This is a genomic window from uncultured Paraglaciecola sp. (assembly GCF_937123705.1).
In the GTDB taxonomy this organism is placed as follows: domain Bacteria; phylum Pseudomonadota; class Gammaproteobacteria; order Enterobacterales; family Alteromonadaceae; genus Paraglaciecola.
On the sequence record NZ_CAKZKO010000131.1, the window covers coordinates 17,190 to 37,004 of the forward strand.

The window sequence follows — 19,815 nt, forward strand, 5'->3', positions numbered from 1 at the left end:
TCCATTAATTGAAGTTGGCGTCAGGAGATGATCCCGGCTTGCGAAATCCTAGTTGAGGCCATTCTTTAATTAACAAGCTCCCAATCTTCAGCAAGCACATCTACTTGACTTGCGAGCCACGGAACGACTTTGTTATCTGCTGTTTTCATATCAATATGCGCGTGATAATTGATTTCAGTTCCTTCTGCATAAATACCCAAAAGTGGTGGGCGATTAACTTGAAAAGTTGATGCTGACACCAAAAATAAAAACATTCCCTTGCCGTTCCAACCAGAACGCGTAACCTTACAACCGTCCTTTAATAAATGTATAGCTCTCCCAAAATCAAATTGAGTTTCTGGTTTCATATCTTCTCCATTTAAAAAATTAAACATCACCAACAAGAACCGACATTGTTACTCGGTCTTCTTCAAAACGTTCCGGTCTACCACTCACCCCATTTATGATTGCGATCCCTGATTTAAAACTGTGTCGTTTCTCTGTGCAATGCATCATGTAATGCCTTTATATTTCCTAACGAAACATCGAATTAACAATATTGAAAGTTTCCTCAATAATTTTTCGGTTTCTCTCAAACCTTTCTTTGTTCCTTTGAATTTTAGCTAACCTACGCTTTTGTATATTCTCCGGCTTCCAGTATGTCTCTCTACGCTTTAAGTTTATTGCTTCGCGTTTTTCTTTCTGCTTTTCATCTGCCTCGTACTCTCTTTTCGCCTCTTCAGCTCTATCGCATTCATTGTTGTCACCACAAACATTACAAATAGTCTCTTCAATCTGATTCATGTAAGTCGGTACTACACAACAATCCTCGCACACAGGATCATCACACTGGCAACAATTAAAATCTGCAATTACATCTTCGCATACATGACATTTCATAGCTTAATTATAACACAACCCTTTGATTATTATAACTATTAACCATTTTTATTTAGTTTTTCCTCTAACTTCTCAATATCCTCAACAAGCAACCAATATCCATCCTCACCGCGTTTTTGCTTAACTCCACTTAGGTAGATATCTCTTTTAAATTTAGTCATTCTGAGCGCGTGTTTTGCTTCACAGAATCTCCGGTATTTCTCTGAGTTTTTGTCAATCAATGATTAATTTCGTTAATTCGATTTTCAGGTTAATGTTTTATATTTCTCCAACGAATCATCTAGCTTTCTAAGTAATCTTTTATATTTTTCCAATCTTCCGTCGCTCTTTATGTCGTCCAGCATCATTTCTCCCATCGCCCTTGAATCCTCAGTCCATGGATCGCCATCATGTTGATATTCACAATATTCTATAGCCGCTTCCATCAACACTTTAAAAGACTCTTTTAATTCGTTATTTATAGCTCTTTCGTTTTCTGTCATCATTCCCCCGGTTTATATATAACGCATCACAATGGTCGTCGCATTCCGTGATTATTGTGATAATTATATTTTTCCTCAGCCAGCTTCCTAGCTCTGCAAGCTTCATCAAAATCTATAAAGTAGCCTAAACCTATTTGTTTGTAATTAACCTTAATTTGCGCGCGCCATCTATTTTTATTGTTGTCATAACTAACTCCGCAAACACCGGATCTGTTATTTGCTTGCAATCTAGCGTTTCTTTGGTTCTCTGCACTTGTTACCTGACGCAAATTACTCCATTTATTATCTGTTCCATCACCATTAATATGGTCCACTTGATGTTTAGGAAATATTCCGTCAACATATAAGACAGCAAGTCTATGAGCCAAATAACGTTTATTATTTATTCTGATTCTGGTGTATTTTTTACCATCTATATTAGAATTAACAGACCCGGCTTCTTCGCCTATCTTCACGGTATGAATGTTTGCAATATTTCTTGTAAATACACCCGTTTCAGGGTTATAAGTTAATTGCCTCTTCAATTCTTTTTGGCTTAATATATTGCCTTCTGCGTCTTGGTTTATTTCGGTCATTTGTCTAATTTCACTATTTCGTCAAATTCATCCAACTCAAGCCTGTCTGTATGATAAATATCATCACTATCTAGCAAATAAGCTATGTTATCTATAGCGGTGTTCATTAACATTCGATCACTAGAATTAAGCATAGGTAGGTGTTTTTTATACTCATCCATTGTCATAAGAACCACTTTTCTGTACCTGACAGTTTCTTGTCCTGTTATTTTTACAAATATAGTTTCATCTCTCATTTCATTAATATCTCCACTCCAAGATTCCCAGCTTCAAACTCTGCCTTATCACAAACAAACTCATAGCATCTTTGGCACTGGAAAATATCCATTTCTGTACCGGCATTTAATACATGGACGTTTTGTCTGCATTGCTCACAAACCACGTAACCTTTTTGAATATCTTCCTCTTTGAAATGGGCCATTAATGATTCCAAACATATAAAAGCACATAAAAAATAACCAATGAAAAATTTGCCAATATCATAACCAATAATTTCTTCTGGTTTTCTTTCGCTATGGTTTTCTGCCTCTTTATCTCATCGGTCATTTCTTTCACAACATCATAATCAATGATCATCACTTAACCTTTATTAGTTCGTTTTCCCATAAATACTCCTGGGTCTTTACATAAGCCCTCAACCACTCAAAGAATTTCAATTCCTTATCAAACGTATCAAGCATCTTGTGAGAGTTATTGCACATTGCAGCAAAAGCAAAATCATTTGATTTATGATTGATTCCACGCCCGAATATATTTGAGTCACTATGTGCAGGATCGCAGCCAAGGTAGCCAAAGCATTGATGATCGAAAGTCGCCATACATGGCATGTTGTGGGCTAAATCAAGTAATTTTCTATTGCGATATGTCATGTTTTAAATAGAGTTTCTCTTAGCCTCTGCAATCTTCCGTTCAATCAACTTACTAACCTTGTCAAAACGCCCTTTGTTGTATTCATCAAGGGCTGATACTGCCGCTCTGTATGCGCTGCTCTCTGAGGCGCCTTTTTTCATCCCCCCCCGGTACACATTGTTGCAAATGAAATCTTTAGGGTTCATGATTGATCTCTCCATTTTTTTGCATTGTTTTTAAAAACTGGCTCAACACCACGAAGACTTGCAGCAGCTATTAACCATTCCATCCATTCTGCAAATTTCTTTTTCCCATATTTACTTGTACGCCTACCAAGCATAACAACCCCACCGCCATCAAAACCTGCGGCCAATCTAGGCATAACATCATCTTCATAAGCGCTAGTTAGTACATCTTTCCATTCTTCGTTACTCATCCACACTTTTTCGCCATTAACACACCATTGCAACTGCTTAGAAAAACCTTCCAAGTACGGCCATTGATATGCGTTCTGCTCAAGCGTTCTTGTTCTCTCCTGAATAGTGCAAACATAATCTTCTGGTGCATTTTGAATGCACTCATACGCGTATTTCTTGCGCTGGTCATCTATTAAATAAATTATTCTTTTGCTCATTTGTGGTTAAGAAATTGGTTGCTTAGTTATGCATAAACCTCACCGAAGAAAGAAATCAACTTAATCTTTCCAGAGCTCATTTCTAATTCAAATATTTCGCCGTGCTTACAAACGATCTTATAAAAATCATCACTTGTTCTAAGTGAAACCAAAAAAGCCTTATGAGCAATCAAAGAATTTAAATCTTTCTGGCTTAACCTCATGTTTCCCCTTTAAGTTTATTATTCAATTATAGTTTTTAACATTACCGATTTGTTATGTCGAATTTATGTGATTTTTTACTAATTTTGTCTATCACTTCACCAATCACCACACAAACCAACATAAGAAAAAATATTCCACCTATAAACGCCAAAGGCGCAAGAAAAATTATTAACAGTATTTCCATATCAATCCTTTTTAAAAACCTTCCTCAAATCTGCGACTTTCCAAAGCATCCTTTCTGGCCTTTCCTTGTTTCTTGATTTTCGTTCAAGTGGCTCAGGTATTGCTTTTTCATAAATTAATGTGTCCGTATCAACATTAGTTTTTACTCCAAATGCTTTTTTTACTTCTTTATCTGCAATGCATGAATCTCCATTCATTTTCTTCATCCACTCTGGCTCTGTGACTTCAATCATCCAACCATTCCTCAAAACTTTTCCAAATATTCTTACTTTCCAAACTTAGATAAACTAATAAACAAACGAAAACTATTGTCCAAGCAACACCCATAAGCATTAAAATCACATACCCGATTAACTCTGCGAAATGGGCCATTGTTTATCCTTAATTTAGACTTTCCCTACTTAACAACTCATACGCATAACTAATGACCTGGCTCTTGCTTATACCCATCCAGTTATGTCGCTTTTCTGCTGCTTTAATATGCCTAGTCAGAGCTTCTTTTCTTGGCACCTTATTCTCATTTTCTTTATCTAGATAAGTCCCTATTCCATCAAGAAAAGCTTTTTCATAAATAATCGTATGAACACACTCAATATCTTTTTTCTCTGTTCTTGCTGTCATGATTTTTCCTTTTTAGTTATTTTGTTAATTGAAATAAAATAAAATTAATAATCGCTATTCCACTCATTAGAAGACTAATAATCAGTATGAAAACAGTAAGTAATTGAGGATCAATTAATATAAAACTCAACAATAGATACATCATGCCGAAGCTTCATTTTTGTCCAGCATACACATACTGCCAACAGCCTTCTCAACGTCATTTTTCATTGGCTTCAATCCAATCGAATTATTAAATTCAATTAAACCAATTCCACTATTCATTACCTGATTAGCTTTTTCTTGGTTACCAATAAGCCTTGGTGGATCTATTCGATAACCCTCTTTGGAATTATTAGATTCTGCCATGCCAATTAAATGAGAAGGGTATTCAGGTTCCATACTTCTTGATTTAAATCCCCTGTAACGCTTCTGGAATTCGTTAGCAACGAACGGCCATTCATCTTCTGTTTTTGTACCAAAAGCAATCCACCCACCCATATCCTGAATAACTTTGTGTATCAAAGGATCATCAAAAACAACTGATTTGTAGGTTCCAACGCTACGCAATGCTTTATCTATTTTTGTCCATGCAGAGAGTGAAGAATCTTCTGAGCTACCCTCTATCATTTTTCTGATATTGGATATTTTCGGCATGAAATCACCGTCCTTGTCTGTATTACGAATATGACGAAATAGCGCATCTCTCACAGCTTCAAACTCCACATCATGCAAGCCTTGCCAGTACAAAGATTTCAGGCTTTGTGACAATGTTTTGCTGTACTGTTCAGCAACGTTATCAAGCAGGCTGCAAAACTCATTAAAGTGTTCTTGCTTCATTTGTAATGTCCTTTTCTTGAGATTCATTACCAAAAAGTTTTTGTCTTGCTATTTCTGTCTGCTGCCTATTGAACTCATCGCGTCCTTGGGTCATTTCTGCCGTAGGTAATCTGTTTTTCAAAGGATAAACATCCTTCCAGGTTGATCTAATTGATTGATTTACAACCTCCGTAGGATCGTGGCCCTGGGTTCTCAACTTGTGAAGTTCAGTAATCAAGCATTTGATTGCTTGCGTGGAATTAACTGCTTTTGCTTTTTGTCTGATTTTTAAGAATGAATCCCAAAGTTCTTGAGATACTAAATTTTGATCTGGCAATTTTTCAGATTCGCATTTAATTTTTTCTTGTTTTGTTTTTTCCGGTGCTGCGGTGTTAAGGGAATCAGAGAATCCGGAATCAGGAATCAGGTTAAGGGAATCAGTGTGACAAGAAGCGTTCTTGTTGACTTGTTCTTGAGTTATGCTTGGATCATGCTTGACTTGAGCATGGTTATCTTTATGATTAATTGCATATTTTGGTATTTCTGAGTCTACTTCTTTGTGGTGCGGCGCTTGATGTTTAAGCCAATTTATTATCTGAATATATTTTTTACCTTCAATCGAATATCTAACGATAAATCCACTTGATTGAAGATCATTCAACATTGAATCAACATTGACTTGATCATAAGGCAAGCATGAAATATGTATGCGCTTTGGACGATCTTCTAACCGGCCTTCCTTGTCGGCTATAGTCCAGAGTCCTATGAACAGCAAGCGTGTTTCAAACGAAAGCTCTGATAACTCTTCATTTAAAAAGAAGCCTGGTTTAATGTTTCTAGATCTAGCCATAAAATACCCCTAATTCCTTTTCTTACCTTTATGCATCTTTCCGCCATATGTATCTGTTTTCCTATGGCATGTATTACACAATGTCCTACCATTTTCTAGTTGAAATTGAATATTGCGATGCGTTGAATGTGGCAGTATATGGTCCACTTCTAATTCTTCTTTGGAGCCGCAAAGTACACAAGAATAGTTATCTCTTTGCAAAACAAGTTTTCTCCATCCATAATAGTTATTTGGATTTAATGGTCTAGGCATCACCCTTAACCTTATTACAATCCTCAGCGACCATCTGCAGCGCCCTTTCAAGTGATCTAATAGCCTCACGAACATCAGTCTCGTAATCTTTTGATCCTCTCTCACCGGCGCATATAATCTTCTTCAAAGCATGCTGTAAGCATGGGTGATTTACTTGGTACAAATCTATGATTCTGTAGATATCAATGTGATCTAAATGCTCTGTGTTTCTGAAGTAATGACTGTTCATTTTTTGAATTGAATTTTTATTAAAAAAAACCCGCCGCCAATTTAAGACGACGGGCAAAACCAAGCAAATAGCGCAGTATTGCCGCCCTGCGCCAGGCGGTTGAAACTTTTGAATATGAACCCACGGAGGAATGGGGACAAACCCCCGCGGTTCCACATAACCGACTCACGGTTCCTTCATGAGCCGACTCACACGCACAAGGAGGATTGGCGTATTCTTTGATCATTTGACTGTCTACAGTTTTCTTGCTGCGCTTTCTTCATTTGATGTTTTTAAAACTTCCGAATGTTCGAATAGAACACGATACGGAATGCCTCTTTTTTTCCAATTGAAAACACGCTGAGTGCCGCCTTTACTTTTATCATACCCTAGTAAATTAGCCACAACTGTCGGCCCACCAAGTACATCAATTAATTCTGCGTCACGTTTTATTTTTTCCATTATCACACTATAAACTAGTGGTTTAATTTTTGCAATTAATTTTAAAAAATAAAATAACTGTTGACAATCTATAAACAAGTGGTTTAATATCTACACATCAACACCAAAACACCATAAGTCGTAAGCGCCGGTGATTGTTGATCACAAAACAGATAAACGAATAAGGATATTAAATGGACATAAACCAACTAACGATCGGACAGATTAAAGAAATTCAATCAATATGCGTCGGAGAAATGAAAAACAAAAGCACTTATCCAGTCGGCGCAAATGTGATTGTACGCACTGTGACAATGATCTACACTGGAAAGCTTAAGCAAGTGACTGATACTGATTTTATTTTAAATGAATGTTCGTGGATACCAGAGACTGGAAGGTATATGAATTTTGTTGCAGAAGGCAAAGTAAATGAATGCGAACCTTATCCTGAAGAATTAGATGTATTTGTTAATCGTGGATCGCTGCTTGATATCTGCGAAATGAAAACAAGCCTACCAAGGTCACAAAAATGAACGCAGCTATGTTGCGGGAGGGGTGGTCGAGGTCGTGGTCGAGGTCGGGGTCGAGGTCGAGGTCGGGATCGTGGTCGTGGTCGAGGTCGGGGTCGAGGTCGGGATCGTGGTCGTGGTCGGGGTCGAGGTCGGGGTCGTGGTCGAGGTCGTGGTCGAGGTCGGGGTCGAGGTCGAGGTCGAGATCGAGGTCGTGGTCGAGGTCGAGGTCGAGATCGAGGTCGGGGTCTCGGTCGACTTAATAAATTATATAAATTCAAAATGAAAAACTTTTACACATTGCCAATAATAATCTCTTTCGGTCTTTTGTATGGCTTTTATTTGTTGACTGAATTAATTATTAACTAGGAGATAGAGATGAAAACCATTAAACCAAACACAAAAACAGCATTTCACAGATTACAAATAGCTATCAAAAACAAAAGCAATCGAGTTCGAGCAATATCAAAACCATTTTGTATTTTTGTACAAAAAAATGGTGAGCGTGTTCCTGTAATCGGAGGAATATTCCCTAATCAGCGTGATGCTGACAGAGTTATTTTAGATTTGTTTGCTGGCTCTGCCATTCGGGTTAGAGGAATTAAGTGATGAATAACACACAGCCACAACTAACGCGAACTAAGACACTATCCCAAGAAGCGTGTTGGCAAAACATGATTCATGCTGCACAAATATGCATGCAACAGAATGGCTTATGTAACACAGTTGGGGCATTGACAATAGCTATTGAACGCAAACAAGAGTCTGTTGGTGAGGATTCTTTGATTTACAAAGATCTACAGCTTGCCAGAGAAATTATTGCAGCAGCAGAGCATGGGTGTGATTTAGATGGATCATATTTCACCAGGAGAAAAGCTCTTTGTGATATGCATGAAGACATTGGATCAATAGAGGTGATTAGGTGAATAAAAGTGAATCAATAAGCGAGCTTGCATCTGCACTATCTAAAGCGCAAGGGCAGATAAAAGGCGCAGTGAAAGACAGCGCTAACCCTTTCTTTAAATCAAAATACGCAGATTTGTCAAGTGTCTGGGAAGCTTGCAGGGATGCGCTGTCAAGTAATGAGTTATCAATTGTTCAATCGCCTGAGACGGCACAAAATGGAATCACTATTGAGACTATGCTTTGTCATTCTAGTGGACAGTGGATAACCAGCTCTTATGTTATGCCAGTTTCAAAAGTGGATGCTCAGGCAGTCGGAAGCGCAATTACTTATGCAAGAAGATATGCACTAGCTGCGATGGTTGGTGTAGCGCCAGAAGATGATGACGGGAATAGCGCTGCTAAGGCACCGCCTACAAGGGAAGAAATTAAAGTCATTAGCAGCGATCAAGCTATTGTTCTAACCGACTTATGCAAAGAAACAAAATCAAATATATCTGCATTCTGTGCGGTTGTTAACGTATCAAAGATAGAAGAAATACCGGCAGATCAATACCAATCAGCATTAAATTCTCTGAAAAAGAAGAAGGCAGAAGTTACACGCAAAACAATGATGGAGGATGTTCCCCAATGATCGTATTTGATATCGAAACTCTACCGTGCAATGACCAAGAAACTATTTTGGAATTACAAAAAGAGATTAAAGCTCCTGGCCAGTTTAAAAAGCCTGAATCAATAGCGGTATGGATGAAAGAGAACAAGGAAGCAGAGCTTGAAAAAATTGTTTCTAAAACGTCATTCGATGGCATGTATGGTCGTGTTGCATGTATAGCATGGGCATTTGATGATGGAGAAATATTATCAACGAATGACTATATGAGTGAAGCTGAGGCGATAACTTTATTTTATGACTCTATCGAAAACAGCTCAATACGAGAATACCTTTTCTGCGGCCACAACATAGCCGGTTTTGACCTGCCCTTCCTGAAACATAGATCAATAATATTAGGCATTAGGCCGCCTAACAAGCTACTTGAAGCCATGAATGCTAAGCCCTGGGATATCTGTATAGCAGACACGATGCTCATGTGGTCAGCAGACAAACATAAACAAGGTTCAATGGATAGGCTTTGTAAAGCATTTGGTATATATGGAAAAGGTGATTTTGACGGATCTATGGTTGCGGAAACTTGGCTTACAGATCCTCAGAAAGTCATAGATTACTGCAAAGATGATGTACATAGAACGCGTGAAATGTACAAGAAATTGACGTTCTCAACTCAGCTTAAATTATCCAAATCAGCAGCGTAATTATCAACAGGGAGAGCTCATGGAATCCAAAGAGCAAGCAAAACAAGAAACAGCCATTCAGGAAGCAACTGAATCCCTGGCCGCAATAATCGACTCAGCATCACCACGGGATGATTTAAGTGCTGTCATTGTTAAGGCAATTGCTGAAGGTAGGATTAATCACGTAACCATTAATTACTGAGGTAAATATGAGACTGACAAATTCAATACGTAACAATATTGTAGATTCAATTATGAATGATGTTCCTACAGAAGATTTTCAAACTCAGTTTGAAAAGCTAGTTCATAAAGAGTCTTACAAACAACTACCTGAGCAAATTAAAAAGATATACGACAATCCTGAATTGCGTAAATATTTAGGTGGATCAACTGTTAGGTGCTTTAACTCAGGGCTAGGATCAATTCGAACATTAAACAGCGAATTCGATGAATCAAAAATTCGTATATCTATGGACGCTATCGCGCAAAGAAATAATATACAAAAAGAAGACAGAAGACGAATAAAGAACCAAATATTAATCGCATTAGATTCTGTGTCAACCATAAAAGCAGCAAGAGATTTAATGCCGGAATTTGATAAATATTTTCCTAAACCAAATCAAGTTATGAAATACCCGATTGCTAATAATATTGTTTCAGATCTTAAGTCTATGGGCTGGACTGATAGAAAAACGGCAAAGAAAGAAAGTTAACGTAACTATCCAATATTGAGGACAGTATGGAAAACACAGTTGATATTTACACTTTTCGGTTTATAAGTCTATGAATAAACAAGAATATAACTCACTAGAAAAGAAAAAATGGTATCACAAAACTAAATTGTACTCAGAGTCCAGAAATATATCTTTTGACGATCCAGAAACTTTACTAGCGTACTGCTACGAATACGGATGTTATCCAGATGATTTGATGCTTGTGTTTTATGAGAATGATAAAAAATACTCGGCAATAGTTGATATGAATACATACATTAAATTCATGCCAAAAAAGAAAAGAAAAAAAACAAGCGGGACAGGACTCTTAACTATTTATATTCTATTAATATTATTTCTGCTTGCGTCGCGAATCGTGTATTTGCACGGAGAAGAAATAATCTCTAATGACGATGAGATTAATGCTGCAGAAGAACCAGTGCATCAGGACTAGTAATGATTGATAAAAAAATAATCAGATACGGGAAAGATGGCTCAACTTTTATTGAAGGCAAAGGATGGTTTAGCAGACAATGGCATTTCTTTGGTAATTATAAAGATTCAGAACACAGAGCTAGGTTTTATAGCTGCACGCACACTAAATGCAAGTCATGCAACAACATGAAAATCAAAACACATCTTTATTGCTCTAAGTGCAAGATAAAGAACAAGAAGACGTGGGCTATTTTTTCTAGTAAAAATTTTATCCAAAGAATTAATCAAATTTTAAAATGAAAATGATGAATATACAGCTACCGACAGGCAAATTATCTTACGTAATGAAGGACAGCGTAAGGTTTGAGTCATTAGAAAAAATGCAGCGTCATCTTGATAATCCGGTTAGGGACAAAAGAGAAAACTACATTGTTATGACAAAAAAACAGAGATCTGAATTTGTTGATTATGTATTGAAACACATGAATCACAAAACCGCTCCTGAGATTGCAGATGATCTTTACGACACTGATATAACAGGGAATAAAACTTAACAGACACAAAATAAGGCAATCTATTTATCGGGTAACTAAGGAATACAGATTAAAGAATATTAAGGAGAAATGATGGTATCAGTAAACAAAACAAACCAACTGTATCTAGATTACTCAAGGGTTATTGAGATGTGTACTAGTACCGCGTTGGAGGATATGCCCTGGTTAGCTGTTAAACATAAAGGGGGAGGTTTTGATCGCCACCCTAGTTTTGATGGAGGAGATGATTATAAGTTCGCTGTTGCAATCCTTGAAGACAAGCCAGTATTCGTTGGGGATATATTATACAAGAAAGATAATGGAAGAAAAGCAATCATAGATAAGTTATTTGATGACGGTCTATTGAGGATAGATTTTGATAATTCCCCGGCAATTTGGAAATCTATATCTGGCGCGTTCACCTGGCAACCGCCACCAAAACCCAAGCGCACATTTAATCTTAATGGGGTTGAGTTGCCTTGTCCGGTAGATTATGGAGACGCTGAAATATTCATAGCTGTTGAAGATGTCAAGGGAGGAATCAGAAGAACAAATAAATTTGCATTTGTTGATGAAGAAGCTGCTACATGTTTTTTTACAGGACTGTGCAAACAGTTAGAAGAATCAGAAATTAAGGATAAATGATGGGAAGAGAAATTAAAAGGGTCGCTCTTGATTTTGATTATCCGGTTAATGGAATGATTTGGAAAGGATTTCATAATCCATATAGTGGCCTGAAGTGTTCAGCATGCGACGGAACTGGCGAATCACCTGAACTTAAGGAGATATCTGATAGCTGGTATGGTTTTGATGATACATCTAAGAGGTGGTGTTACAGCATCACTCAAGACGAAGTACAAGCGCTTCTTGATGAAAGAAGGTTAATGGATTTCACTCGAGTGCCAATTAATGACGAGCATAAAGAGATTGTGAAAAACAAGGTTTCCGATGGAGGAAATAGTTGGCTTCCTTTTGATAATGGTTATGTGCCAACAGCGGAAGAAGTGAATAAATGGGCTGAATCAGGGTTTGGTCATGATGCGATAAATAAATGGATTTGTGTAAAAGCCAGAGCGAAAAGACTTGGTATAACGGAGCTTGAATGCAAACACTGTAATGGTTCAGGTGTTTTATGGGCGGATGAGAAATACGCCAAGTTACAAGACGAATTTGAGTACATTGAGCCGCCTGCTGGTGATGGTTATCAGTTATGGAGCACAACTACAGAAGGAACTCCAATGTCACCTGTTTTCAAAACACCAGAAGAATTAGCTAAATGGTTACATGAGAACAATGCCTCATCTTTTGGCCACAGTACAGCCAGCTATGAGCAATGGTTAAAGTTTATATATGGTCCTGGGTGGGCACCTAGTGGAATCATGTCAAAAGGACGCATATCAAGTGGTGTAGAAGCATCCGCTAATGGAGAATCAAATGGCTAGTGTCAATAAAGTAATACTCGTTGGAAATTTGGGGAAAGATCCTGAAACTCGTTACATGTCCAATGGTGAAGCAGTAACCAATATCACACTGGCCACTACAGAAACATGGAAGGATAAATCTTCTGGCGAGAAGAACGAAAAAACAGAATGGCACCGAATAACTATGTATCGAAAGCTCGCTGAAATTGCCGGTGAATATCTGAAAAAAGGTCGCCAGGTTTATATCGAAGGTCGCCTTGAGACGCGTAAATGGCAGGACAAATCCGGCCAAGATCGATACACAACAGAAATAATTGCCAACGACATGAAAATGTTAGGCAACCGCCAAGAATCAAAGCCGGATCAAGAAAACAAGCCTCAGAAAAGCCAGGCTAGTGGTTCGGGATTTGATGATATGGATGACTCAATTCCGTTCTAGGGTATATACTTGACATATCCTTTTATGAGGGTATAATTACTCTTTTAAGAGGACAATATGAAATATTGCCGTACTTGTAAAATATATAAACAAATATCAGAATTTGGCAAGCGAACAGCTTCTATTGATGGTTTATCATCAAAGTGTAAAATTTGCCAGTCTTTATATGATAAAACTAGAAGTAACTTGCCAAAAAGAGTTAATGCCAGACTTCAGTATGCCCAGACAGAAAAAGGTAAATCCGCTGGCAATAGAGCGAAAAAAGCTTGGGAAGCGAGAAATGCGATTAAGAAAGGAGCCTCTACTATTGTTAACAATTCTATCAGAGATGGTAGGATTATAAAAAGTAACAATTGCGAATCATGCGGAATATCAAATGTTCATATACAAGGACACCATGACGATTATGCTAAACCACTTGAGGTTAGGTGGCTGTGCCCTAAATGCCATACAGCATGGCACAAAGCAAACGGTCCAGGTTTGAATGGTTAATTAAGCCAAGCAGAGAGAGAATCAATGCTGAGAGTCGCTGGCAGGGCAGCGTGGCTGAATATCCCTGACTAACTATAAATACCACTAGCATGGGTATTTGCAAAAGTATCCATGCTTGAAATATTTATTTAAATTATTAATTAGGAGCGGTATATTATGTTTACGCATACAGCAATTATTATTTCATTTATGTTCTTTGTGGGTAACCCTGTACCATCTATAGAAACAATTGCGGTCCCAGTCAAAGGAAGTTTCTGCGATAGCACTATAGAAACTATTACGGATAGCCTTCAAGTGGCAGCTATTGAAGCAGATGTAGAAGTTAAGTTTGTAACATCCTGCCCGCAAGTAGCTAACCCAACCATTCAATCTACACCGCGTGTTGGGCAGACGAACATCGGGGACCGTAACCAATTCCCTAAATAAGCTACTTAGAGTTATAAATCCGCATATTGAGCAAGTTGGAAAACCTCAGCGTATGCCCCGGATAGGGTAACCGGACTAGTTTTCAGTCTTGCTGATGCTGATAAGTCTAAAACGTTATAGGTGATTATGAAATGGTTGATGAATACTGGCTTGATGAAATGGAGCAAGACAGAGATCGAGATGATTACGAAGAATCGCCCCAGATTTAGATGATGAATATTTTTTTGATGTTGATGATGACAATGAGTAAAACAATGACAACCTGGATCAAATGCGCCGATCAGATGCCGGCTGATACCAAAGATGAGTATATATTTAGGTTTTCAGATAACCACGCTCCATCACATTGGTGTACAGGAGAGCATGTGAATTTTATAAGTTCTGAGGACACATTTTATTGCATGTGTGAATGGACAGCATACACCCCACAACTATGGAAAGAGTTGAATAATGTCTAACTTCGACAACACCATGGATCCAGATACACGAATAAAAAGTGTTGAATCTGGCAAATATAAAAGATTTAGTAAAAAAAGCGTTAAAAGGTTTAAACAGCTAATAAATTTCGACTCAAACCCTCCGGCTTGTTTTAACTGTAATTTCTATAGTCAGGACCATGTTGCAATGAGTAACAGCTTGTATAAGCACCACAAAGGCAGATGCAAACTGTTTAGTTTTATTTGCCAATCAACATCTGTTTGTGATTTTTGGCAATCAAAATTAGGTGAAACTCTGGACAACGAGATAAACAAAACACAACCAAACTAAGATAATGAGTGTAATGATATGACAATAGATGAAGCAATTCAAAATGCGGCAAAGCATTTGCCGGAAGGTTTTATTATCAGGCTTGAGATTGAAAAACATGGACATTCTCTGTCCTTGGTAAAAGACAAAGAATCCTTAGAGATGGATTGTTATGAAACGCTTGCGGAAGGTATATGTGACGCGTTAAGCGTTGCTGAAGACACGGAGCATGTTGAATGAGGGCAATATAAATGCAACCCCAAGAAATAGAAGCAATACAGAAATTGACTCAGGCTTTGATTGCTAATACTGAGGCATTGGAAAAACCGATAACTCCACCTGATAAAACGCCGTGGGATTCCAGAAAATGCGCCGCTTATCTCGGCAAATCAATATCACATTTCCAGCAAAAAATAGCACCTAGGCCAGATTTTCCAGTGTCAGCAAAAATAGCAGGCGGACACCCAAACTGGAAAGCTTCAGAAGTTATGGAATGGGTTGAAGCGCACTGGGATAAACAGGCAAGACGTAGAAGATCAAAAAAGTAATTCAGGAACCTAACCCACACGGAAAATGGATTAAAAAATGAATCCCAACAAACTAATTACGGAAATATTACGGAATAATGACTAAAACCATTGATAGCGCTTGTTTATGTATTCCGGCCCCGGGTACCACCAGCCTTTTTCCTGTTTTATATTCTTACCTACTTTTTATCCTTAAATGCCCGACACAAGGGCGTTTTGATCGAATATACCACTCTTATTTAAGTATCTTTTATACTATTTTCTACTGTTTTAATGCTATCCTTTACGGCAAATTTACGGATTGGATTACGGAATGGCATCTTTCAGACAAAAGGGAAAAAGATGGGAAGCCGCTATATGCATCAAAGGACATGCGCGCAAGTCTAAAACATTCAGTACGAAACGCGAGGCTACATTTTGGGCTGCAGAAATAGAGAAAGAGATTTTATCAGGAAAACGCGGCGATATTCCTAACAAAACTTTTGGTGAATTGTTGCAAAGATACGCAAATGAAGTGTCGCCAAAAAAACGCAGTCATGAATGGGAAGTAAAGCGCGTCAAGGCATTTTTAAGAGACCCAATTACGGATGTAATGTTATGCGACTTAAAGCCTGATAACTTCGCCTCATGGCGCGACAGGAGGCTTCGTTCTGTATCTGCTGGCACTGTATTACGGGATTGGAATTTGCTTAGTCATGCAATAAATATAGCCATTAAAGAGTGGCGATGGCTTAAAGAAAACCCGCTGTCATTTATCAAGCGCCCTACTCAACCGTTAGCCAGAGACAGAATAATAACCGATGACGAGCTGACTAGGCTTTTATTTGCACTTGGATACGATTACGAAGCACAACTGAATACAGCGTCAAGTCGTGTGGGCGCTGCTCTACTGTTTGCGGTTGAAACAGCTATGCGTGCCAGTGAAATAACTGGTTTGACATGGGATCAGTTAAATATTGATAAGCGCACTGCTCTACTTATTGAAACAAAGAACGGTAGCAAAAGAAAGGTACCGTTATCTACGGAAGCAATACGGATTTTACGGCAGCTTGGAAGTGATTATGAATCAGTTTTTCAGTTAAAATCTAGCCAGATAGATTCATTGTTTCGTAAAGCAAAAAAGATGGCAATGGTTGAAGATTTACATTTTCATGATTCACGTCATCTTGCAATCACCAGACTGGCTAGTAAGCTGGATGTTTTAGAATTGGCGCGTGCCGTTGGCCATAAGGATATACGTATGCTTCAAATTTACTATAATAAATCTGCAGAAGAACTGGCTAAGAAATTGGATTGATTTTCAAAAAGACACGTAAGTAACATAACCAGCGAAAGCAACAAATATGCAAAGCAATATACCAATATCTCTATAACGCAAGTTCTTTGCTTTATTTTCCCGTTCTTTGGCTTGAATTAATTCAGCGACAAAATTCTTATTTTTTACATTCAACTCTTTAATCTGTGAAATATAATTTCTTTTATCGATGCGCAACCTTCTGTCTATCTCAGATATCTGTCCGAGCGTGCGGTTGATATGCGTGATTTCATCTTCTATATTTGTCTTGTCGTCTATAAACATAATTTTTTGTTTTCTGTTGTTAGTTTCCATTTTTTAACCTTTTAATTTAGTAATACGTTGGAACTGTAGAAATCAACCCACCCGATATCCCCCCATTTATAATAGCCGGGTAGGTTTTCAAAAAATCCTGCAGGCTGCCTTGCCCTGGAACATTTGCATCTCCCAAACCATACCACTCGTTATACCTAACCATCATTTCAATTTCGTTGACCTGAAGCACGTCCTTAGCTCTAGCATACATATCTGCATAAGATGGGCGCAATATGTTATTAGGCAGATTTTCATCGTCTATATAATCATCACCCTGGAAACCTACTGTAGTCATGTACACGCCGTTATATCCTGGGTAATAAAGCAATGCGCCTTGCGGGTCACCGACTGTTATCAATGCGCCCTGATAATTAGCATTAGGGCAATTCACATTGATGCGTAGTTCTTGCAATATCGGTTGCCAATTGTCTTTTACTGTATCTCTAGAGAAATTAAGAGAGACGGAAACCCTGGTATGCTGAAAATGCCTGCGCATGGCTCTGACGTATTCAACCTGCCCGAGTTCTTGCAGTGATTGAGAGTAGCTCATAGCCGATCTATCTGATGGATCAACAGCAGTTACACCGGAGGCGGTTTCTTCAGTTGCGATACAGACAACTGTAGGATTTTTATCGTACCGCTTAGCTATATGCTTAAAAAGATTCTCCGCTCTTTCTAAGACCAAAGGTTCCCACAATTTCAGATTGTATCCGTAGCTACCCGGCTGATTTGAGTTACGAAAAGCGTAAGCATAATCGTATAAAGTGTGATTCCAATTCGGGTCTCCGGTATAAGTACCGCCATCACCATGTAAGTAAGAAGGCAATATTTTGGATACTCCATCTTCGCTCTTGAACTCTCTCCAAGACAGTATGAAAGTCACATAAAACGGATCGCCGCGAGAAGCAGACAAGGCATTTGCACGAGCAACAATATCGTCCATGAATGTCCAGTCAAATACATCATATGCCGTTTCTATGTCACCCCATGAAATATCCACCGAAACACCCCGTATCACTGGGATAGATGAGAACTCTGTAAATTTTATATCAAGCTTAGAAGATACGGAAGTATCCGAAGTCAACAATTTCAGTTTTATCCCCGGAGTAAACACGTCCGGCGTCTCAACGATATCCTGCCCTGTAAATAGAGACTTCATCCAAAAAGCTTTATAAGATATCGACTGGATGGTATAACTTCATTTGCAGCCCCAGCCATTACTGATAACGTTAAATTTTGAGATACCGATGTATCCACGTTACCGTACACCGGAAGCGCCGCGGTAGCTCCATACCCTGTGCCATTACCTTCCGAGAAACTTGATAGCTGTGATGTCCTGCTGCCTTGATTTTGTATCGTTGTGGATGTGTTTTTAAGTGTGTTCGATCCGCCTGTTTGGTTTGAGTTGTGAAACCTAGTCCCTCCAAAAATAATTCTAACTCGTTTCTCATTTGTAGATGCAGGGGTGAAAAGCCAACTGTGTTTTATCTCCACTCCGCCATTAGGACTTAAAGGCGGGACTGGTATTGTGGCAATAGGTACTTCAGTTCCCGCGAGCGCAAAAACAGGCACACCAAGACTGCCTATGTCTGTTGTTAAATCAATTTGTGTTGTGCTTATAATCGCTGATATTTCATGATATGTTTCAGCGATCCAGTTGTTTTGAGTCATTGTGCAAAACAACGATGCGCCGACCGCTGGCGATGTTGTCAAGCCGTGCGCGGCGTTTGATGTTAATCTGACTTTCCCGCTGCCATTATCTGCCGCAGTCCAAGTTATGCCTTGGTTTCCTTGAATAACTGTATGCGCATCAGATGCAGCTTTAAGTAACGCGAGTCCATTTAATGGACGCCAATCAACGCCGTCTGATCTAAACAATATGAAAGGGTCATCTACTAATATTACAGCGTTTGCATTCTCGGACGCGCTTGGCAAAGCTGCAAAATTCGTCACAGGGGTAGGCGCTACGGTTCCGTCTTCTCCGGCATCCCCAGGTGGCCCAGGTGGCCCAGGTGGCCCAGGTGGCCCAGAAGTTTGAAAATCTGTCAATGTTACAATCATGTTTATTCCTTTTGTTTGCGTCTATTTAAAAAGAAACATAAGTTACATACATGGCAAAAGCAGCAAACATTAACAGCAATATGCCGATATCTCTGAACCTTAAATTCCTTGCTTCCTTTTCCATACACTTCGCATGGACTAACTCTTTAGCTACTTTCTCATTTTTATTATTTAAATCCTCAATCTGGTCAATGTAATCTCTATTCTCAACTCTTAATCTGCGATCTATCTCAGTGATTCGACCAAGAGTACAGTTAATATGATTAATTTCATCAGTAATGTTTGTTTTATTATAAATAAACATTATTTTTTCCTTGTTGTTATTTTGTTTCACGAGACACTCCCTTCATTTTCTCCAAAGTTCGCAATCCACCCATGCCTAGCATTGCGAGTACTAGCTGATATAGGCCATCAGTGCTAATTTGCGGAATCGTGCTAATGCCAGGGTGAGCAACAGATATATACCAAAGCACTACAGGCTGAACGATATAAGCCCACGCAAGCCCTACCCCGCAAATCCAACCAATAAAAGGTCGCCACCCTGCAACAAATACACTACTATGAGCTGCCTCTACCTCGTTTATCTTGGCCTGCGCATTACTGGCCTGCGTGACTGCTTCAAGAAGGTCTTTTTCAAAATCTTCTTTCGCCTTAGCCCTGGCATTTTTGTCGGGTATTAAATCAATCAATTTCCCAACAATCGGGCTTATCATCGGCTGCAAAAAATTCCACAT

General features: G+C 38.6%; 37 protein-coding genes and 1 pseudogene. 18 read left to right on the forward strand and 20 right to left on the reverse strand.

Annotated elements, in window-relative coordinates; genetic code table 11:
- Positions 1-65 precede the first annotated feature (65 nt).
- The 15 genes from Q0688_RS15880 to Q0688_RS15945 all read right to left on the reverse strand — a co-directional run bounded on the left by Q0688_RS15880 (position 66) and on the right by Q0688_RS15945 (position 6,997).
- Entirely contained in the window at positions 66-347 is a 282-nt protein-coding gene (locus tag Q0688_RS15880; RefSeq protein WP_299078959.1) for a DUF2829 domain-containing protein, read from the reverse strand.
- Between the two features lie 166 nt (positions 348-513).
- A complete protein-coding gene (locus Q0688_RS15885) occupies positions 514-783 on the reverse strand; it encodes a hypothetical protein (protein WP_299078962.1) in 270 nt (89 codons plus the stop codon).
- A gap of 134 nt (positions 784-917) precedes the next feature.
- On the reverse strand, positions 918-1,040 hold the full coding sequence (locus Q0688_RS15890) for a hypothetical protein (protein WP_299078964.1): 123 nt from the start codon (positions 1,038-1,040) through the stop codon (positions 918-920).
- Between the two features lie 84 nt (positions 1,041-1,124).
- Positions 1,125-1,361 (reverse strand): hypothetical protein, encoded by a 237-nt coding sequence (locus tag Q0688_RS15895; RefSeq protein ID WP_299078967.1) that lies wholly within the window; start codon positions 1,359-1,361, stop codon positions 1,125-1,127.
- Positions 1,362-1,387: 26 nt separating this feature from the next.
- On the reverse strand, positions 1,388-1,936 hold the full coding sequence (locus tag Q0688_RS15900; protein ID WP_299078970.1) for an HNH endonuclease: 549 nt from the start codon (positions 1,934-1,936) through the stop codon (positions 1,388-1,390).
- Positions 1,933-2,172: a hypothetical protein gene (locus Q0688_RS15905; protein WP_299078973.1), complete on the reverse strand. Its 240-nt coding sequence runs from the start codon at positions 2,170-2,172 to the stop codon at positions 1,933-1,935. The genes Q0688_RS15900 and Q0688_RS15905 overlap by 4 nt, the downstream gene beginning before the upstream one ends.
- Positions 2,169-2,357 carry a hypothetical protein gene (locus tag Q0688_RS15910; RefSeq protein WP_299078976.1) on the reverse strand — a complete coding sequence of 63 codons (189 nt, stop codon included), beginning with the start codon at positions 2,355-2,357 and terminating at the stop codon, positions 2,169-2,171. Before Q0688_RS15910 ends, Q0688_RS15905 begins: the two co-directional genes overlap by 4 nt.
- Before the next feature lie 451 nt (positions 2,358-2,808).
- Positions 2,809-2,991 carry a hypothetical protein gene (locus Q0688_RS15915; RefSeq protein WP_299078979.1) on the reverse strand — a complete coding sequence of 61 codons (183 nt, stop codon included), beginning with the start codon at positions 2,989-2,991 and terminating at the stop codon, positions 2,809-2,811.
- A complete protein-coding gene (locus tag Q0688_RS15920) occupies positions 2,988-3,419 on the reverse strand; it encodes a recombination protein NinB (protein ID WP_299078982.1) in 432 nt (143 codons plus the stop codon). The genes Q0688_RS15915 and Q0688_RS15920 overlap by 4 nt, the downstream gene beginning before the upstream one ends.
- A gap of 389 nt (positions 3,420-3,808) precedes the next feature.
- Positions 3,809-4,039, reverse strand: a complete 231-nt coding sequence (locus Q0688_RS15925) for a hypothetical protein (RefSeq protein WP_299078985.1) — start codon at positions 4,037-4,039, stop codon at positions 3,809-3,811.
- Between the two features lie 148 nt (positions 4,040-4,187).
- A complete protein-coding gene (locus Q0688_RS15930; protein ID WP_299078988.1) occupies positions 4,188-4,427 on the reverse strand; it encodes a hypothetical protein in 240 nt (79 codons plus the stop codon).
- Between the two features lie 141 nt (positions 4,428-4,568).
- Positions 4,569-5,246, reverse strand: a complete 678-nt coding sequence (locus Q0688_RS15935) for a DUF6475 domain-containing protein (protein WP_299078991.1) — start codon at positions 5,244-5,246, stop codon at positions 4,569-4,571.
- Positions 5,227-6,075 carry a hypothetical protein gene (locus Q0688_RS15940; RefSeq protein WP_299078994.1) on the reverse strand — a complete coding sequence of 283 codons (849 nt, stop codon included), beginning with the start codon at positions 6,073-6,075 and terminating at the stop codon, positions 5,227-5,229. The genes Q0688_RS15935 and Q0688_RS15940 overlap by 20 nt, the downstream gene beginning before the upstream one ends.
- A gap of 9 nt (positions 6,076-6,084) precedes the next feature.
- Positions 6,085-6,402, reverse strand: a complete 318-nt coding sequence (locus tag Q0688_RS27670; RefSeq protein WP_367179810.1) for an HNH endonuclease — start codon at positions 6,400-6,402, stop codon at positions 6,085-6,087.
- A 388-nt stretch (positions 6,403-6,790) separates the two neighbouring features.
- On the reverse strand, positions 6,791-6,997 hold the full coding sequence (locus Q0688_RS15945; RefSeq protein WP_299078997.1) for a hypothetical protein: 207 nt from the start codon (positions 6,995-6,997) through the stop codon (positions 6,791-6,793).
- 173 nt (positions 6,998-7,170) lie between these two features.
- Between Q0688_RS15945 and Q0688_RS15950 the strand changes: the two genes are divergently transcribed.
- From Q0688_RS15950 to Q0688_RS16035, 18 genes and pseudogenes are all read left to right on the forward strand, one after another.
- Positions 7,171-7,509: a hypothetical protein gene (locus Q0688_RS15950; RefSeq protein ID WP_299079001.1), complete on the forward strand. Its 339-nt coding sequence runs from the start codon at positions 7,171-7,173 to the stop codon at positions 7,507-7,509.
- Between the two features lie 22 nt (positions 7,510-7,531).
- The gene (locus Q0688_RS15955) at positions 7,532-7,771 is read left to right on the forward strand and encodes a hypothetical protein (RefSeq protein WP_299079004.1); all 240 of its coding nucleotides are present in this window, start codon (positions 7,532-7,534) and stop codon (positions 7,769-7,771) included.
- Between the two features lie 92 nt (positions 7,772-7,863).
- Positions 7,864-8,094 (forward strand): hypothetical protein, encoded by a 231-nt coding sequence (locus Q0688_RS15960; protein WP_299079007.1) that lies wholly within the window; start codon positions 7,864-7,866, stop codon positions 8,092-8,094.
- A complete protein-coding gene (locus Q0688_RS15965) occupies positions 8,094-8,411 on the forward strand; it encodes a hypothetical protein (RefSeq protein WP_299079010.1) in 318 nt (105 codons plus the stop codon). The genes Q0688_RS15960 and Q0688_RS15965 overlap by 1 nt, the downstream gene beginning before the upstream one ends.
- Positions 8,408-9,022, forward strand: a complete 615-nt coding sequence (locus Q0688_RS15970; protein ID WP_299079013.1) for an ERF family protein — start codon at positions 8,408-8,410, stop codon at positions 9,020-9,022. The genes Q0688_RS15965 and Q0688_RS15970 overlap by 4 nt, the downstream gene beginning before the upstream one ends.
- Complete coding sequence (locus Q0688_RS15975) at positions 9,019-9,699, forward strand: hypothetical protein (protein WP_299079016.1); 681 nt, start codon at positions 9,019-9,021, stop codon at positions 9,697-9,699. Before Q0688_RS15970 ends, Q0688_RS15975 begins: the two co-directional genes overlap by 4 nt.
- Positions 9,700-9,718: 19 nt before the next feature.
- Positions 9,719-9,880: a hypothetical protein gene (locus Q0688_RS15980; RefSeq protein WP_299079019.1), complete on the forward strand. Its 162-nt coding sequence runs from the start codon at positions 9,719-9,721 to the stop codon at positions 9,878-9,880.
- Positions 9,881-9,932: 52 nt separating this feature from the next.
- Positions 9,933-10,391 (forward strand): Nmad5 family putative nucleotide modification protein, encoded by a 459-nt coding sequence (locus Q0688_RS15985; protein WP_299079022.1) that lies wholly within the window; start codon positions 9,933-9,935, stop codon positions 10,389-10,391.
- A 70-nt stretch (positions 10,392-10,461) separates the two neighbouring features.
- A complete protein-coding gene (locus Q0688_RS15990) occupies positions 10,462-10,845 on the forward strand; it encodes a hypothetical protein (protein ID WP_299079025.1) in 384 nt (127 codons plus the stop codon).
- Positions 10,846-11,122: 277 nt separating this feature from the next.
- Positions 11,123-11,380, forward strand: coding sequence for a hypothetical protein (locus Q0688_RS15995; protein WP_299079028.1), 258 nt, complete (start codon positions 11,123-11,125; stop codon positions 11,378-11,380).
- A 69-nt stretch (positions 11,381-11,449) separates the two neighbouring features.
- A complete protein-coding gene (locus Q0688_RS16000) occupies positions 11,450-12,004 on the forward strand; it encodes a hypothetical protein (RefSeq protein WP_299079031.1) in 555 nt (184 codons plus the stop codon).
- A complete protein-coding gene (locus tag Q0688_RS16005; RefSeq protein WP_299079034.1) occupies positions 12,004-12,801 on the forward strand; it encodes a hypothetical protein in 798 nt (265 codons plus the stop codon). The genes Q0688_RS16000 and Q0688_RS16005 overlap by 1 nt, the downstream gene beginning before the upstream one ends.
- Positions 12,794-13,120, forward strand: a pseudogene (gene ssb / locus Q0688_RS16010) (single-stranded DNA-binding protein); the annotation flags it as partial. The gene Q0688_RS16005 and the pseudogene ssb, both read left to right, overlap by 8 nt.
- Before the next feature lie 156 nt (positions 13,121-13,276).
- Positions 13,277-13,711 (forward strand): hypothetical protein, encoded by a 435-nt coding sequence (locus tag Q0688_RS16015; protein WP_299079039.1) that lies wholly within the window; start codon positions 13,277-13,279, stop codon positions 13,709-13,711.
- A gap of 156 nt (positions 13,712-13,867) precedes the next feature.
- On the forward strand, positions 13,868-14,137 hold the full coding sequence (locus tag Q0688_RS16020; RefSeq protein WP_299079041.1) for a hypothetical protein: 270 nt from the start codon (positions 13,868-13,870) through the stop codon (positions 14,135-14,137).
- A 786-nt stretch (positions 14,138-14,923) separates the two neighbouring features.
- Positions 14,924-15,124 carry a hypothetical protein gene (locus tag Q0688_RS16025; protein ID WP_299079044.1) on the forward strand — a complete coding sequence of 67 codons (201 nt, stop codon included), beginning with the start codon at positions 14,924-14,926 and terminating at the stop codon, positions 15,122-15,124.
- An 11-nt stretch (positions 15,125-15,135) separates the two neighbouring features.
- On the forward strand, positions 15,136-15,432 hold the full coding sequence (locus Q0688_RS16030; protein WP_299079047.1) for a hypothetical protein: 297 nt from the start codon (positions 15,136-15,138) through the stop codon (positions 15,430-15,432).
- Positions 15,433-15,724: 292 nt separating this feature from the next.
- Entirely contained in the window at positions 15,725-16,708 is a 984-nt protein-coding gene (locus tag Q0688_RS16035; RefSeq protein ID WP_299079050.1) for a site-specific integrase, read from the forward strand.
- A 3-nt stretch (positions 16,709-16,711) separates the two neighbouring features.
- On the opposite strand, the gene Q0688_RS16040 is transcribed toward Q0688_RS16035, so the two are convergent.
- The 5 genes from Q0688_RS16040 to Q0688_RS16060 all read right to left on the reverse strand — a co-directional run.
- Positions 16,712-17,020 (reverse strand): hypothetical protein, encoded by a 309-nt coding sequence (locus Q0688_RS16040; RefSeq protein ID WP_299079052.1) that lies wholly within the window; start codon positions 17,018-17,020, stop codon positions 16,712-16,714.
- Positions 17,021-17,036: 16 nt separating this feature from the next.
- Positions 17,037-18,179: a hypothetical protein gene (locus tag Q0688_RS16045; RefSeq protein WP_299079055.1), complete on the reverse strand. Its 1,143-nt coding sequence runs from the start codon at positions 18,177-18,179 to the stop codon at positions 17,037-17,039.
- On the reverse strand, positions 18,176-19,081 hold the full coding sequence (locus tag Q0688_RS16050; protein WP_299079058.1) for a hypothetical protein: 906 nt from the start codon (positions 19,079-19,081) through the stop codon (positions 18,176-18,178). Before Q0688_RS16050 ends, Q0688_RS16045 begins: the two co-directional genes overlap by 4 nt.
- Before the next feature lie 25 nt (positions 19,082-19,106).
- Positions 19,107-19,415: a hypothetical protein gene (locus Q0688_RS16055; RefSeq protein WP_299079061.1), complete on the reverse strand. Its 309-nt coding sequence runs from the start codon at positions 19,413-19,415 to the stop codon at positions 19,107-19,109.
- A partial coding sequence (locus Q0688_RS16060) for a 3TM-type holin (protein WP_299079062.1) occupies positions 19,402-19,815 on the reverse strand: 414 nt, incomplete at its 5' end. The genes Q0688_RS16055 and Q0688_RS16060, both read right to left, overlap by 14 nt.